Here is a 13,788-nt window from a genome sequence, read left to right as displayed (position 1 = left end):
CCTCCTTGCTTTTGCCTGTCGAATATGAAAAAGAGATCACATCAGATGATCTCTTTTTATCTCATTTAAACCGGTGCGCCTCGTACACGGATGGTTTTGTATAGTAAGTCAATGCTTTTACTTCTTGGTCACTTAAAGAACGTGCATTGGCCGCTGCCGCATTTTCTTTTAATTGTTCCACCGAGCTTGCGCCAAATACAACGGAACTGACCGCAGAATGCTGAAGCAAATATTGAATGGAGAGCTCTGTGAGTGATAGGTCATAAGCGACTTTCTTTAAAGAAGGAATGATCTGCTGTAGCTCGTCAAATGAATATTGAAGATATCCGTTTTTTTGAATCGCTGCACTTGCTTGTGAAAGTGGTTTTTCGGTTAAAAGCCCTTTTGCTAAAGGTCCTCTTGCCACAACACTAATGCCTTGTTCTTCAAGAAGAGAGAACCATTCTTCTGGACGGCGGTCGAGTAAACTATATTGCATCATGACACTGACGATGTTTGATTTTTTGGCGTATTCTTTAATGACGTTTGGACGGATAGAAGAGATGCCATAATAGCGAATAACGCCTTCTTCCACTAATTCTTCAAAAGCCTCAATCGTCTCATCGATAGGGTCATCGATCGTGCCTCCGTGCAGTTGGTATAAATCAATATAATCTGTTTGCAGCCGCTTGAGGCTTTGTTTTACGGCTTCTTTTATGTATGCCTTTGAAGGGTCCCAGTCCCAGCCAGATTTGCCTTTTTCAAAGCGGTTGCCGCCTTTTGTGGCCAAAATTAAATCTTGCCGCCTGTTTTTAATCGCTTCCCCGACAATTTCCTCATTTGTCCCAAAATCATATAAATCGGCTGTATCCAAATAGTTAATTCCAAGATCAATGGCTTCATCTAATAAAGAGAGCGCTTTTCCTTTTTCTGTTCCTAGGGACATACATCCTAGAGCCGCTTCGCTCACCAAAAGATCCGTTGTACCAATTCGTCTTTTTTTCAATTCCATCACACTCCTATTCCTTCACATTAAGTGAAAAAAATCTGGAATTCAAGCTAGGTGACTTCAAGTGGCGCATTGAAGCAAGCGTCCGCATTTCGCTTCTCTTAAATCATCTATGTTAAAATGAATGAAGTAAAAAGTGAAAGTAGAACGAGGAGCTGACAAAATTGAAGGACTTTGAAGAAAAAACATTATCGACTAAAGAATTATACAACGGAAAAATCATTGATTTGGTTCTTGAAGATGTACAATTGCCAAATGGAAAACAAGGCAAACGCGAAATCATCAAACATCCTGGTGCAGTAGCCGTCATTGCTCGGACAGACGAAAATAAAATCATCTTGGTCAAGCAATACCGTAAAGCACTAGAGAGAGCCATCGTTGAAATTCCTGCTGGTAAATTAGAGCCAGGGGAAGAGCCGGCACATACAGCACTGCGAGAATTAGAAGAAGAAACAGGATACACCACTCAGAAGCTTCAAAAGCTGACAGCCTTTTATACATCACCAGGTTTTGCAGATGAAATCGTCCACATGTATCTTGCAGATCAGCTAGTTCCGCTTGAAGAAAAAAGAGAGCTGGATGAAGATGAATTTGTTGAAGTGATGGAAGTTTCATTAGAAGAAGCCTTGCACCTCATTGAAAAGCAGCATATTTATGATGCAAAAACAGCCTATGCCATTCAGTACTTACAACTGCAAGAGGTACTTAAGTCAACAAAATGAGGGAGTTTTTTGCAGACATCCATATTCATATTGGCAGAACAAGAACAGGCAGAGCTGTTAAAATTACAGGTGCAAGGTCACTGACAATTGACAAAATTCTCATTGAAGCAACGCAAAGTAAAGGGATGGGGATGATTGGTGTGATTGATGCACAATCTCCAGAAGTCCTAGAAGAATTAATAGAAGGTGTAGAGGAAGGCAAGTACACTGAACTAAGTGATGGCGGTCTATCATTTGAACAGACCGTGCTGCTTTTAGGATGTGAATTAGAAATTAACGATAACCATTCAAAAGGTCCAATTCACGTGCTTGCATTTATGCCCACACTGCGCAAAATGACTGAGTTCTCCGCATGGCTCGCGCTACATATGAAAAATGTGCATTTAAGTTCACAGCGCCTCTATGTGGATGGGAAAACACTTCAGCATAAGGTCAAGGAGCTAGGAGGCTTATTTATTCCTGCTCATATTTTCACGCCGCATAAAAGCTTATTTGGCAAAGGAGTCAGCACGTCTTTAACGGAAGTATTCGATCCGGACCTCATTGATGCTGTTGAACTAGGACTTAGCTGCGATACGTCAATGGCGTCCCAGTTAAGCGAACTGAACCGTTATCCATTTTTAACGAATTCAGACGCTCATTCTTTAGGGAAAATCGCGCGAGAATATACAAAAATCCGCATGGACCATGCCTCTTTTGCCGAATTCAAACTAGCCCTTGAAGGGAAAGAGGGGAGAGCTATCATAGGAAATTATGGGCTCGCCCCGCGTCTTGGGAAGTACTATCATACAACCTGCGAGAAGTGCGGAGTAAGACCTCGCGCGCTAGATCAAGAAAAGTGCCAAGCATGCGGACATACCCGGATGACAAAAGGAGTGAGCGAGCGTTTAAAGGAGCTTGCTGACCAAGAAAGTGACAATGGAACAAGACCTCCTTATGTTCATCAGCTTCCACTTCAATTTATTCCGGGTGTTGGAGCCAAAACGCTGGAGAAGCTAAAAGCCGTGTTTCACACAGAGATGAATATCCTTCATCAAGCAACAGAACAAGAACTAAAAGCTGTCCTGCCAGAAAAAACAGCCAATTACATCATCAAAGCAAGAAAAGGTGAAGTCGAACTGATCGCTGGCGGGGGCGGAGTATACGGTAAGGTGGATATCAATCATGAATCAAGTTAACTGGACATGTGAAACGTTTGAACAATTGACAAAAGAGGATCTTTACCTGATTTTAATGGAAAGAGTCAATGTGTTTGTTGTTGAACAAACATGCCCTTACCCTGAAATTGATCACCGGGACCAAGAAGCGCTTCATCTGATGGCAAAAGAGAACGGCACGATTGTGGCTTATTGCCGAATTTTTCAAAGCGGAATCATGTACGAAGAGGCGTCCATTGGCCGCGTTCTTGTGACAGAGGCAGGTCGAAAAAAAGGCTATGGAAAAATGCTACTTAGCAAGGCTTTGGAAAAGCTGAGTGAATTAGGTGAAACAAGTGTCAAAATTCAGGCGCAGGCCTACCTGAAGTCGTTTTACGAATCCTTTGGTTTTAAGGCCGTTTCAGATTGTTATGATGAAGATGGAATTCCCCATCTTGATATGGTGAAAACAGAAAGATAGGCGTGTATACGTCTATCTTTTTTATGTCACATCGTGTATCATAACGTCAACGAAAGGGGTTTTGCCAAATGGGAAAAAGCAATGCAAAGAAAAAACGAGAACATATTGAAAGGCAGCACAGCCGAAACCCGGAACTGTCGAGAGGAAACATGCCGCACTTTAGTACACATGAAAGAAAAACAAAAACAAAACAAGAAGCCTTGCAGCACATGATGAAAAAACATAAAAGAAGGAATGCTTATGATCACTATCAAGAGGATCATAAGCATTTTTATTTTGCTTTTTTGTGACAACTAGTTCAAATAAATGGAAAAATTTTAAAAAATAGGACAAACGGTCGTTTCTTTTTGTCTAAAAATGTAGTTAAATGACAAAAAGATGAAAGGGAGAGTGAGTATTGTGAACATCAAGTCAATTGGAGCAGGGCTTTGTATGGCAAGTATGATGCTGGCATCGGTCACGTTCGGAGCCTCACATATTTCTGCAAAGGAGCAAGCGAAAAAAGTGTACATGATCGGCTTTTCTTCTTCCGTTCAAGATCATACACAAAAACAGCTTGTTGAAGAAGCTGGTGGACATGTAAAAGAATCCATAGAGCAGATAGATATGATGAAAGTTTCCTTGAATGAGGCATCGAAAAAGAAACTAAATCAGGCAAAAGAAGTGACCTTCATTGAGGAGGACCAAAAGGCAAAAACAAGCGGTCAAACGATCCCATATGGCATCAAAAGCATCAAAGCACAAAAGGTACATAAACGGGGATACGCTGGACAAAATGTCAAAGTAGCCGTTCTTGACAGCGGCATTGATGGCAAACATGAAGATCTACATGTCACCGGGGGAGTCAGCTTTGTTCCAACAGAGTCAGATCCGCTTGTTGACCCGCATGAACACGGGACGCATGTGGCGGGCACAATTGCAGCGTTAGATAATAAGGTAGGTGTCGTTGGTGTTGCGCCAAAAGCTTCAATCTATGCGGTCAAGGTGGCAGATGAAAATGGTGATGGCTACTATAGCTGGATCATTAAAGGAATTGAATGGGCTATTGAGAATGACATAGATGTCATCAATATTAGTATGGGAGGAGCAAGTGAATCTGAAGCGCTGAAAGAAGCGGTAGATCGAGCATATGACAAGGGTATTCTCATTGTGGCTTCTGCTGGGAATGCAGGAAGTTATGGCTCTCTCAACACAGTTGACTATCCAGCAAAATACAGCTCAGTGATAGCGGTTGCTTCTGTTGACCAAAGAAAACAAAGAGCTTTTGATTCATCTGTAGGCGAAGAAGTGGAAGTTTCAGCACCAGGCGTTTCAACGCTCAGTACCATTCCCCATAATGAATATGGCTACAAGAGCGGGACATCCATGGCATCACCGCATGTAGCAGGAGCTGCGGCTGTCATTCTATCAAAACATCCGAATCTGACAAACGATGAAGTGCGCGAGAGACTTTCAAAAACGGCTACACAGCTTGGAGATCCTTTTTACTATGGTGCCGGGCTTGTGAACTTACAAAAAGCGGCACGATAAATGAGAAGAGAGAGCAGTGTTTAGGCTGCTTTCTCTTTTTTCTTTCAATAAAACTGTCATGTTTCGTAATCTCTCTCATAGAATCTAGTAACCTTTACTATTTGGGAGGAAGACGCATGCGGAAAAAGTCTTGGAAGGAACATCTTCTTCAGCACGTAAAAGACCATCTATCGATTTATTTGTTTGTCTCTGTACTCTTTTTAATGGGCGTGATTTTTGGGGCCATCATCGTCAATAGTATGACAATTAGTCAGAAAGAGGATTTATTCTATTATTTAAATCAATTTTTTGGTCAGCTGACAAATGAGAAAGCAGCAGAGTCAAAAGAAATGTTTTTGCAAAGCTTTTTGCATCATATGAAATATTTAGGTCTTATGTGGATACTAGGGATATCTATCATTGGCCTGCCGCTCATCTTTCTCATGATCTTTTTAAAGGGAATTGTCGTTGGGTTTACAGTTGGTTTTCTAGTAAATCAAATGGGGCTGAGTGGTTTTTTCCTTTCGTTCGTATCGGTTCTTCCGCAAAACATATTGCTTATTCCAGCCTATTTAGTGATTGGGACATGTGCGATTGCGTTTTCCATCCGTCTCATTGGGCAGCTGTTCATGAAAAAAACCATCAGTCAAGCACCTGTTCAGTGGTTCGCCCGTTATGCATCTGTTCTACTGATGATTTTAGCGCTTGCTGCACTTTCGTCCTTTTTTGAATCGTACGTCTCCTTCATGCTCATGAAAAAGCTAGCAGGTGTTCTTTTCTCATAAATTTATAATTGTTATTAAATAATAATCAATTTATTTATCAATTTAAAATGATTATAGTTGGCTCCCAGCACATCATTTGATATAATGATCAAGTAATGTGGCGTAGGAGGGAAAGTCAATGGAAAATCGGATTGATCGAATTAAGAAACAGCTTCATTCTTCCAGCTATAAGCTCACGCCACAGCGTGAAGCAACAGTAAGAGTACTGCTTGAGAATGAAGAAGACCATTTAAGTGCAGAAGATGTATACCTCCTCGTAAAAGAGAAGTCTCCTGAAATTGGTCTTGCTACTGTTTATCGAACGTTAGAATTGCTAACTGAACTGAAAGTTGTTGATAAAATTAACTTTGGAGACGGCGTTTCGCGATATGATCTTCGCAAAGAAGGAGCCGCTCACTTCCATCATCATCTTGTCTGCATGGAATGCGGGACAGTCGATGAGATAGAAGATGATTTATTAGAAGATGTTGAAGAGATTATTGAACGTGACTGGAAATTTAAAATTAAGGATCATAGATTGACATTCCATGGTATTTGCCACCGGTGTCATGATGATGAATCCGGCAAATAATCCGAATTGGAACCTTTTCATTTAAGATGAAGAGGTTTTTTGCATTTTCGCTGTATATTCCTTGTCCCACCTGGCATATGCTGAAGTAATGAGAAGCTCGAGAAAGGACATGAGAATCATGCGAAAATGGCTCAAAACAACAGGTGAAGTGATGAAGGTATTTATCTTGTTCACTGGTTTTACCGTCCTGTTCTATTATGCTATGATATGGATAAATTCAGAATATGAAAGCTACCATCGTTATGATAAACCAGAGGGTGCAGCAATTAAAGTGATGGAAATGGATCAGCCGAATCAAGACAACTGGCAAGACCGATTGATTTATTTTTATCAAAACGGGGAGTAGAAATCATTGAACGATCAATTATCCGACTTTATTCATTTTATGACAGTAGAGAGAGGACTCTCTGAAAATACCATTGTTTCTTATAAACGAGATTTACAGAACTACTTGTCTTTTTTAATGACACATGAGCAGCTGACGGATATAAAAGATGTCACACGCCTGCATATCATTCATTATTTAAAAAAGCTAAAAGAGGAAGGGAAATCGAGCAAAACGTCAGTGCGGCATCTCTCCTCGATCCGGTCCTTCCACCAATTTCTGCTCCGGGAAAAAGTGACAACAGATGATCCGTCGTGGAACATTGAAACGCAAAAAACAGAGCGGAAATTACCGAAAGTTCTCTCACTAGGGGAAGTCGAAAAGCTGCTTGATACACCAAATCAGCACACTCCATTTGACTACCGTGACAAAGCGATGCTCGAGCTCTTATATGCGACAGGCATTCGCGTCAGTGAAATGCTGGATCTGACCCTTGCCGATGTTCACCTCACAATGGGCTTTATCCGTTGTTTCGGTAAAGGAAGAAAAGAGCGGATTGTGCCAATTGGTGAAGCAGCTGCAAGTGCGATTGAAGAATATCTCGAAAAGGGAAGAAGCAAGCTGTTAAAAAAACAGCCGGCAGATGCCTTATTTCTCAATCATCACGGGAAAAAAATGTCGCGGCAAGGTTTCTGGAAGAATCTGAAAAAAAGAGCTCTCGAAGCAGGGATTCAAAAGGAACTCACACCCCATACACTCAGGCATTCATTTGCCACGCATCTGCTTGAAAACGGTGCAGACCTAAGAGCTGTGCAGGAGATGCTCGGGCATGCCGATATCTCGACAACACAAATTTATACACATGTGACGAAAACAAGACTGAAAGATGTGTATCACAAATTCCATCCAAGGGCATAAGTAAAGCATGACACGGTGAACGTGTGTCATGCTTTTTCATGTTTGCACCGTTTATGGTTGTCAACCGGCTTGTAAACGGTTTATACTTGAGATGTCAGACCTCTCTTTTTGAAAGGTTAAAAGACAAGAATATTGAAGGAGGCGCTTTTTAATGCCTGATTATCAGTATAAACGCATTTTCCTCGTCGTAATGGATTCAGTAGGAATTGGGGAAGCACCTGATGCTGCTGAATTTAATGATGTAGGTGCAGATACACTAGGACATATTGCTGAAAAAATGAACGGGCTTCATATGCCGAATATGGCGAAGCTTGGGCTGAGTCATATTAAAGAAATCAAAGGAATTCCAGCGGATGAGAAGCCGCTTGCGTATTATGGGAAAATGCAAGAGGCATCAAATGGTAAAGATACAATGACAGGACACTGGGAAATCATGGGTCTTTACATAGACACACCGTTCAGAGTTTTTCCAGACGGATTCCCAGATGAACTATTAAATGAACTAAAAGAAAAAACAGGCAGAGGCATTATTGGAAATAAACCTGCGTCTGGTACTGAAATTTTAGACGAGCTTGGCGAAGAGCACATGAAAACAGGCGATCTAATCGTTTATACATCTGCGGATTCTGTGCTGCAAATTGCTGCGCACGAAGAAGTGGTGCCATTAGATGAACTTTACCGTATTTGTGAAATTGCACGTGAGCTCACATTAGATGAAAAATACATGGTTGGCCGCATTATCGCCCGTCCATTTGTCGGGGAGCCTGGCGCATTTGTCAGAACACCGAACCGTCATGACTATGCTTTAAAACCATTTGACCGAACAGTGATGAATGAGCTGAAAGATGATGGGCTCGATGTGATTGCGATTGGCAAAATCTCTGATATTTATGATGGAGAAGGAATCACCTCTTCTCTCAGAACAAAATCGAACATGGACGGAATGGACAAGCTGGTTGATACACTTAAAACAGACTTTACGGGACTCAGCTTTTTAAACCTTGTTGATTTTGACGCCCTTTACGGACATAGAAGAGATCCAGAGGGTTACGGAAAAGCACTAGAGGAATTTGACGCCCGTCTTCCTGAAGTGTTTGACCTGTTAAAAGAGGATGATCTTCTTGTCATTACAGCAGATCATGGAAATGACCCGGTTCATCACGGAACAGATCATACAAGAGAATACGTTCCGCTCATTGCTTACAGCAAAAAGCATCAAGGAGCAAATGAACTGCCAACTCCAAAAACCTTTGCTGATCTTGGAGCAACGGTCGCAGACAATTTCAAGACAACGATGCCAAAATATGGCACAAGCTTTTTATCTAAACTCAAATAGGGGGGGAAATCTCGTGGGAGCACAGTTTTCAGAAGCGGCGGCATACATTAAACAAGCATCGACATACGTACCAACAGTTGGATTGATCTTAGGTTCAGGGCTTGGCATTTTAGCAGATGAGATTGAAAATCCAATCAAATTGAAATATGAAGATATTCCTGGATTCCCTATTTCAACAGTAGAGGGTCATGCAGGACAGCTCGTCATCGGGACGCTGAAAGGCACTGTCGTATGTGCGATGCAAGGACGTTTTCACTTCTATGAAGGATATGATATGAAGCAAGTGACGTTTCCAGTCCGTGTGATGAAAGAAATTGGCATTGAGACATGCATCGTGACAAATGCAGCCGGCGGTGTGAATACTTCATTCCATCCAGGCGATCTCATGCTGATTACAGATCATATCAATATGATGGGGACCAATCCATTAATTGGTCCAAATGACAGTCAAGGCGTTCGTTTCCCTGATATGTCTGCCCCATACGATAAAGATTTGCTGGCACTTGCAGAAGAAACAGCTCAGCGGTTAGGCATATCTGTACAGCAGGGTGTTTATGCAGGGATGACAGGTCCTTCATATGAAACACCGGCTGAAGTTCGTTTCCTTAGAACACTTGGCGCAGATGCTGTAGGCATGTCGACGGTCCCAGAGGTGATTGTTGCGCGTCATGCAGGAATCAAAGTGCTAGGTATTTCATGCATTTCTAATGCGGCATCAGGTATTTTAGATCAGCCGCTGTCTCATGATGAAGTCATTGAAGTAACCGAAAAAGTGAAAGCGAGTTTCCTTGATTTAGTAAAAGACATTGTCAAACAACTCTCATAGCATGTTTTAAGAAGCCTTCTGTTTATCGACAGAAGGCTTTTTTTATGGCAATCATACGATCTCTGAATAAAACAGCCTCGATGAGGAAAAAATAGAAAGGATTACGATAATGGAGGTCTGCCACTTGAAACGTCATATATGTGCATTGTTTATTTTAATGATCCTTATCTCAATGGTTTCACCATCAGCGATAGCAAAAGAAAAGATTGAAAAACCAGAAGAAAAACAAACATCAGAATTGGTGCACGAAGCCAAATCAGCCATCTTAATAGAACGTGACACGGGAAAAGTGCTTTACAACAAAAACAGCGATGAAAAGCTGGCACCCGCAAGTATGACCAAAATCATGACGATGCTTCTCATCATGGAAGCCATTGATCAAGGAAAACTGAAAATGACTGACAAGGTAAGAACAAGCGACTATGCAGCTTCAATGGGAGGGTCACAAATCTTCCTTGAACCTGGAGAAGAAATGACCGTGAAAGAAATGCTGAAAGGCATTGCGATTGCGTCTGGAAATGATGCTTCAGTTGCCATGGCAGAGCATATTGCAGGATCTGAAGAACAGTTTGTGAAGCAAATGAACAAAAAGGCAAAAGAACTCGGCCTCACCTCTACGGTCTTTCAAAACCCAACAGGACTTCCTGAAAAAGACCATTACAGTTCAGCTCATGATATGGCAAAAATGGCAAAAGAGCTGTTGAAATATGAACAAATCACCAAATTCACAGGGGTCTACGAAGACTATCTCCGTCAAAACACCGATAAAAAATTCTGGCTTGTGAATACGAACCGATTGATTAAATTTTATCCAGGTGTCGATGGGTTGAAAACAGGTTTTACAGGCGAAGCCAAATACTGTTTGACCGCAACCGCTAAAAAAGGAAACATGCGCGTCATTGCAGTTGTCTTCGGCGCAAGTACACCGAAAGACAGAAACGCTCAAGTGGTCAAAATGTTAGACTATGCATTTAGTCAATACACCACACACCCGCTTTACAAACGAGGACAAGATGTAGCCGAAATCAAAGTAAGCAAAGGGACAAAGAAAAAAATTCAGCTTGTCACCTCTGAACCAATCTCCCTTTTAACGAAAAAAGGCGAAAATGTGGATCAGATTAAAAAAGAAATCAAATTGTCTCAGGATGTTACGGCCCCATTCTCAAAAGGAACGGAACTTGGAACCATTGTCTTGAAAAAAGACGGAAAAGTGCTGCATGAAAGCCCTGTACAAGCCAAAGAAGGAATGGAAAAAGCGGGCGTTTGGACGTTCTTCAAACGAGCGATGGCTGAATTTGTGAAATGGAAATAAAATGTGAAAGACTGCTGAAACAGGCAGTCTTTTTGCTATGAGGAAGAAGAAAAGAACATCTAAATGTGACGAATGGTCACTAGTTTTGTCATGGTGAAGGATTTACTTGATAAAAAAGAGAAACAATCTTTATCCGAAATTAGAGCAAGGAGGAATAAAAAGATGAGCCTTGATATTGATTTTCAAGTAAAAGAGAGCGTACTTTGCATTCGATTAACAGGAGAGCTCGATCATCACTCCGCAGAAACATTGAGACAAAAGGTGACGAATTATTTGGAAACAGAGGACATTCGCCACATCGTGCTCAATTTGGCTGATTTAACGTTTATGGACAGCTCAGGTCTCGGAGTGATTTTAGGAAGATATAAAGAAATTAAACAGCTTGGCGGAGAAATGGTCGTCTGTGCTATTTCGCCAGCAGTGAACCGGTTATTTGATATGTCTGGCTTATTTAAAATCATCCGTATGGAGCCTTCAGAGCAAACGGCATTGCAAACATTGGGGGTGGCATCATGAGGAATGAAATGAACCTGACCTTCTCTGCTTTAAGTCAAAATGAATCCTTTGCGAGGGTGACAGTCGCGGCGTTTATCGCCCAGCTTGATCCGACATTAGATGAATTAACAGAAATCAAAACCGTTGTGTCAGAGGCGGTGACAAACTCCATTATCCATGGCTATGATGGGAATCCAGATGGCAAGGTGCATATCGAAGTCACACTTGATGACCATGTTGTGTACCTCACCATCCGTGACGAAGGGATGGGCATTACAGATCTTGAGGAAGCAAGACAGCCGCTTTTCACGACAAAACCAGACTTAGAACGCTCTGGAATGGGTTTTACCATTATGGAGAATTTTATGGATGATGTCATGATAGACTCATCTCCAGAAATGGGCACAACCATCCGTTTAACAAAGCATCTATCAAAAAGCAAAGCGCTTTGTAATTAAAGGAGCTGCTCATATGGATGTGGAGGTAAAAAAGCAAGCAAAAAAAGCCCAGCTGTCAAATGATGAAGTCAAAGAGCTCATCAAAAAAAGCCAAGACGGTGATCAGCAAGCAAGAGACCTCCTCGTAGAAAAAAACATGCGTCTTGTTTGGTCCGTTGTTCAGCGCTTTTTAAATAGAGGATATGAACCAGATGATTTGTTTCAAATTGGCTGTATTGGACTGCTAAAATCTGTTGATAAATTTGATTTGTCATATGATGTGAAGTTTTCGACCTATGCTGTCCCAATGATCATTGGTGAAATCCAGCGATTCATTCGAGATGATGGAACAGTCAAAGTCAGCCGGTCACTAAAGGAACTTGGTAATAAAATCCGGCGGGCAAGAGATGAATTGTCTAAGTCTCACGGAAGAATGCCGACCGTCCAGGAAATAGCCGAATATCTTGATATCACACCAGAGGATGTCGTCCTCGCCCAAGAAGCGGTCCGAACGCCGTCGTCGATTCATGAAACGGTGTATGAAAATGACGGGGATCCGATTACATTACTTGATCAAATTGCCGATCATTCAGAAGAAAGATGGTTTGATAAAATCGCGCTAAAAGAAGCGATCAAGGAATTAGAAGAACGAGAAAAACTCATTGTGTACTTAAGATATTATAAAGACCAAACACAATCTGAGGTAGCGGAGAGACTCGGCATTTCACAAGTACAAGTCTCGCGGCTCGAAAAGAAAATTTTAAAACAAATCCAAATGCAAATGGATCAAAAAGAGAGCTAGCCAATTCGGCTGGCTTTTTTCGTGTGGTAATTACCGGTAAATCAAGTTCTCTCGGTATGAGAACCATTTTTCACCACATACTATTTTTAACCCATCGTATAGGAAGTGACTTGGATGGACGGACAAATCTTTCTTCGGCTGCGCCATCGCATTAAGACCGGTAATGATCAGCTCATTTATTTAGAAGATATCGCCCAAATCACTGGTGATGAGTTTGCTGTACAAAAGCTTAGCAAGATGCCGATATATCATGTCAGTAAAAAGGATCGTCACATCGCCGTTCTTGATATCATGCATGTGGTCAAAACGATCAAAAAAACATGGCCAGACATCGACATTCAAACCGTCGGAGGCGCTGAAGCCATTGTTGAAATTGATACAGGCAAACGCCAGCTTTCTCCGATTTTATTTGTGTTCGTGTGGCTCCTATTATTTGTCGGAGCGGCGCTTGCCATTATGAATTTCCACGAGGATGTCAGTATGCGGCTCGTTCATATCCGCCTATATGAAATGATCACAGGAAAAACGGTTGAGCATCCTTATTTATTGCAAATTCCATATAGCTTCGGACTAGGCTTTGGCATGATTTTATTTTTCAATCATGTATTTAAAAAGCGTTTAAATGAAGAACCAAGCCCGCTCGAAGTGGAGATGTTTAAATATCAGCTCGATCTCGATCATTATGTCGCCCTTAAAGAAAATAAAGAGACAATGAAAGATATCCATGATCGGTAAGTGGCTTTTTGTCGCGTTAGTTGGACTTGGCGGCGGTTTAACGGTAGGAGCAGGGTTTGTGGCATTTCTCACAGTGCTTGGCATCATCCCTCGTTTAATGCAATTAACGAAAACGCAGCGCTTCATACAAGGATACGAGGCAGCTGTCATCACCGGGGCGGTCGTTGGCGGCTGGGCAACCTTGAGCGAGGTGCATTTGCATTTATCCAAATGGCTGGTGCTCCCGATCGGTCTTTTAGCAGGCATTTTCGTCGGCATGCTTGCAGCTGCGCTGACTGAAGTATTAAATGTACTTCCTATATTAACGAAAAGAATTGGAATGGACGGGAAAATTGTTTTGCTTCTCATGGCCATTGTCTTAGGCAAAGTATTTGGTTCACTATTCCATTGGCTGATTTATATTTAAAAAT

General features: G+C 41.7%; 18 protein-coding genes. 17 read left to right on the top strand and 1 reads right to left on the bottom strand.

The genetic code is table 11. The features are described 5' to 3' along the window. Nucleotides 1–61 precede the first annotated feature (61 nt). Nucleotides 62–985 (bottom strand): aldo/keto reductase, encoded by a 924-nt coding sequence (locus MHH54_RS10805; protein ID WP_034620399.1) that lies wholly within the window; start codon nucleotides 983–985, stop codon nucleotides 62–64. Between the two features lie 167 nt (nucleotides 986–1,152). Between MHH54_RS10805 and MHH54_RS10800 the strand changes: the two genes are divergently transcribed. The 17 genes from MHH54_RS10800 to MHH54_RS10720 all read left to right on the top strand — a co-directional run bounded on the left by MHH54_RS10800 (nucleotide 1,153) and on the right by MHH54_RS10720 (nucleotide 13,784). Continuing rightward, the gene (locus tag MHH54_RS10800; protein ID WP_044141058.1) at nucleotides 1,153–1,710 is read left to right on the top strand and encodes an NUDIX hydrolase; all 558 of its coding nucleotides are present in this window, start codon (nucleotides 1,153–1,155) and stop codon (nucleotides 1,708–1,710) included. After that, on the top strand, nucleotides 1,707–2,888 hold the full coding sequence (locus MHH54_RS10795; protein ID WP_106035401.1) for a TIGR00375 family protein: 1,182 nt from the start codon (nucleotides 1,707–1,709) through the stop codon (nucleotides 2,886–2,888). The genes MHH54_RS10800 and MHH54_RS10795 overlap by 4 nt, the downstream gene beginning before the upstream one ends. Next, entirely contained in the window at nucleotides 2,875–3,327 is a 453-nt protein-coding gene (locus MHH54_RS10790; protein WP_106028737.1) for a GNAT family N-acetyltransferase, read from the top strand. The genes MHH54_RS10795 and MHH54_RS10790 overlap by 14 nt, the downstream gene beginning before the upstream one ends. A 68-nt stretch (nucleotides 3,328–3,395) precedes the next feature. Further along, complete coding sequence (locus MHH54_RS10785; protein ID WP_003215884.1) at nucleotides 3,396–3,617, top strand: hypothetical protein; 222 nt, start codon at nucleotides 3,396–3,398, stop codon at nucleotides 3,615–3,617. 109 nt (nucleotides 3,618–3,726) lie between these two features. Further along, on the top strand, nucleotides 3,727–4,857 hold the full coding sequence (locus MHH54_RS10780; protein WP_342500249.1) for a S8 family peptidase: 1,131 nt from the start codon (nucleotides 3,727–3,729) through the stop codon (nucleotides 4,855–4,857). Between the two features lie 116 nt (nucleotides 4,858–4,973). Next, nucleotides 4,974–5,621, top strand: a complete 648-nt coding sequence (spoIIM, locus tag MHH54_RS10775) for a stage II sporulation protein M (RefSeq protein ID WP_034661156.1) — start codon at nucleotides 4,974–4,976, stop codon at nucleotides 5,619–5,621. A 118-nt stretch (nucleotides 5,622–5,739) separates the two neighbouring features. Further along, nucleotides 5,740–6,192: a ferric iron uptake transcriptional regulator gene (gene fur / locus MHH54_RS10770; protein ID WP_003215577.1), complete on the top strand. Its 453-nt coding sequence runs from the start codon at nucleotides 5,740–5,742 to the stop codon at nucleotides 6,190–6,192. 118 nt (nucleotides 6,193–6,310) lie between these two features. Further along, entirely contained in the window at nucleotides 6,311–6,538 is a 228-nt protein-coding gene (locus MHH54_RS10765; protein ID WP_003215798.1) for a YqzK family protein, read from the top strand. Between the two features lie 6 nt (nucleotides 6,539–6,544). Further along, the gene (gene xerD, locus MHH54_RS10760; RefSeq protein WP_003215982.1) at nucleotides 6,545–7,435 is read left to right on the top strand and encodes a site-specific tyrosine recombinase XerD; all 891 of its coding nucleotides are present in this window, start codon (nucleotides 6,545–6,547) and stop codon (nucleotides 7,433–7,435) included. Between the two features lie 151 nt (nucleotides 7,436–7,586). Further along, the gene (gene deoB / locus MHH54_RS10755; RefSeq protein WP_003215717.1) at nucleotides 7,587–8,771 is read left to right on the top strand and encodes a phosphopentomutase; all 1,185 of its coding nucleotides are present in this window, start codon (nucleotides 7,587–7,589) and stop codon (nucleotides 8,769–8,771) included. A 13-nt stretch (nucleotides 8,772–8,784) separates the two neighbouring features. Then, the gene (locus tag MHH54_RS10750; RefSeq protein WP_003216045.1) at nucleotides 8,785–9,597 is read left to right on the top strand and encodes a purine-nucleoside phosphorylase; all 813 of its coding nucleotides are present in this window, start codon (nucleotides 8,785–8,787) and stop codon (nucleotides 9,595–9,597) included. A 124-nt stretch (nucleotides 9,598–9,721) separates the two neighbouring features. Further along, complete coding sequence (locus MHH54_RS10745) at nucleotides 9,722–10,909, top strand: D-alanyl-D-alanine carboxypeptidase family protein (protein ID WP_095117837.1); 1,188 nt, start codon at nucleotides 9,722–9,724, stop codon at nucleotides 10,907–10,909. Between the two features lie 162 nt (nucleotides 10,910–11,071). Further along, a complete protein-coding gene (gene spoIIAA / locus MHH54_RS10740) occupies nucleotides 11,072–11,425 on the top strand; it encodes an anti-sigma F factor antagonist (RefSeq protein ID WP_012010448.1) in 354 nt (117 codons plus the stop codon). Next, complete coding sequence (gene spoIIAB, locus MHH54_RS10735; RefSeq protein ID WP_012010447.1) at nucleotides 11,422–11,862, top strand: anti-sigma F factor; 441 nt, start codon at nucleotides 11,422–11,424, stop codon at nucleotides 11,860–11,862. Before spoIIAA ends, spoIIAB begins: the two co-directional genes overlap by 4 nt. 13 nt (nucleotides 11,863–11,875) lie before the next feature. Then, nucleotides 11,876–12,643 carry an RNA polymerase sporulation sigma factor SigF gene (sigF, locus tag MHH54_RS10730; RefSeq protein WP_003215778.1) on the top strand — a complete coding sequence of 256 codons (768 nt, stop codon included), beginning with the start codon at nucleotides 11,876–11,878 and terminating at the stop codon, nucleotides 12,641–12,643. 114 nt (nucleotides 12,644–12,757) lie between these two features. Then, entirely contained in the window at nucleotides 12,758–13,378 is a 621-nt protein-coding gene (locus MHH54_RS10725; protein ID WP_003215534.1) for a stage V sporulation protein AA, read from the top strand. Further along, nucleotides 13,368–13,784, top strand: a complete 417-nt coding sequence (locus MHH54_RS10720) for a stage V sporulation protein AB (protein ID WP_003215481.1) — start codon at nucleotides 13,368–13,370, stop codon at nucleotides 13,782–13,784. The genes MHH54_RS10725 and MHH54_RS10720 overlap by 11 nt, the downstream gene beginning before the upstream one ends. The last annotated feature ends 4 nt before the right edge of the window (nucleotides 13,785–13,788 follow it).

The organism is Bacillus sp. FSL K6-4563, assembly GCF_038630405.1.
In the GTDB taxonomy this organism is placed as follows: domain Bacteria; phylum Bacillota; class Bacilli; order Bacillales; family Bacillaceae; genus Bacillus; species Bacillus pumilus.
This window is presented reverse-complemented; position numbering and strand designations above follow the sequence as displayed.

Bases quoted from the DNA above. Each gene is read 5' to 3' on its own strand.
- deoB (WP_003215717.1), top strand. From the start codon at position 7,587: ATGCCTGATTATCAGTATAAACGCATTTTCCTCGTCGTAATGGATTCA.
- MHH54_RS10725 (WP_003215534.1), top strand. From the start codon at position 12,758: ATGGACGGACAAATCTTTCTTCGGCTGCGCCATCGCATTAAGACCGGT.
- fur (WP_003215577.1), top strand. From the start codon at position 5,740: ATGGAAAATCGGATTGATCGAATTAAGAAACAGCTTCATTCTTCCAGC.
- MHH54_RS10720 (WP_003215481.1), top strand. From the start codon at position 13,368: ATGATCGGTAAGTGGCTTTTTGTCGCGTTAGTTGGACTTGGCGGCGGT.
- sigF (WP_003215778.1), top strand. From the start codon at position 11,876: ATGGATGTGGAGGTAAAAAAGCAAGCAAAAAAAGCCCAGCTGTCAAAT.
- spoIIAA (WP_012010448.1), top strand. From the start codon at position 11,072: ATGAGCCTTGATATTGATTTTCAAGTAAAAGAGAGCGTACTTTGCATT.
- MHH54_RS10790 (WP_106028737.1), top strand. From the start codon at position 2,875: ATGAATCAAGTTAACTGGACATGTGAAACGTTTGAACAATTGACAAAA.
- MHH54_RS10785 (WP_003215884.1), top strand. From the start codon at position 3,396: ATGGGAAAAAGCAATGCAAAGAAAAAACGAGAACATATTGAAAGGCAG.
- spoIIAB (WP_012010447.1), top strand. From the start codon at position 11,422: ATGAGGAATGAAATGAACCTGACCTTCTCTGCTTTAAGTCAAAATGAA.
- MHH54_RS10795 (WP_106035401.1), top strand. From the start codon at position 1,707: ATGAGGGAGTTTTTTGCAGACATCCATATTCATATTGGCAGAACAAGA.
- MHH54_RS10765 (WP_003215798.1), top strand. From the start codon at position 6,311: ATGCGAAAATGGCTCAAAACAACAGGTGAAGTGATGAAGGTATTTATC.
- spoIIM (WP_034661156.1), top strand. From the start codon at position 4,974: ATGCGGAAAAAGTCTTGGAAGGAACATCTTCTTCAGCACGTAAAAGAC.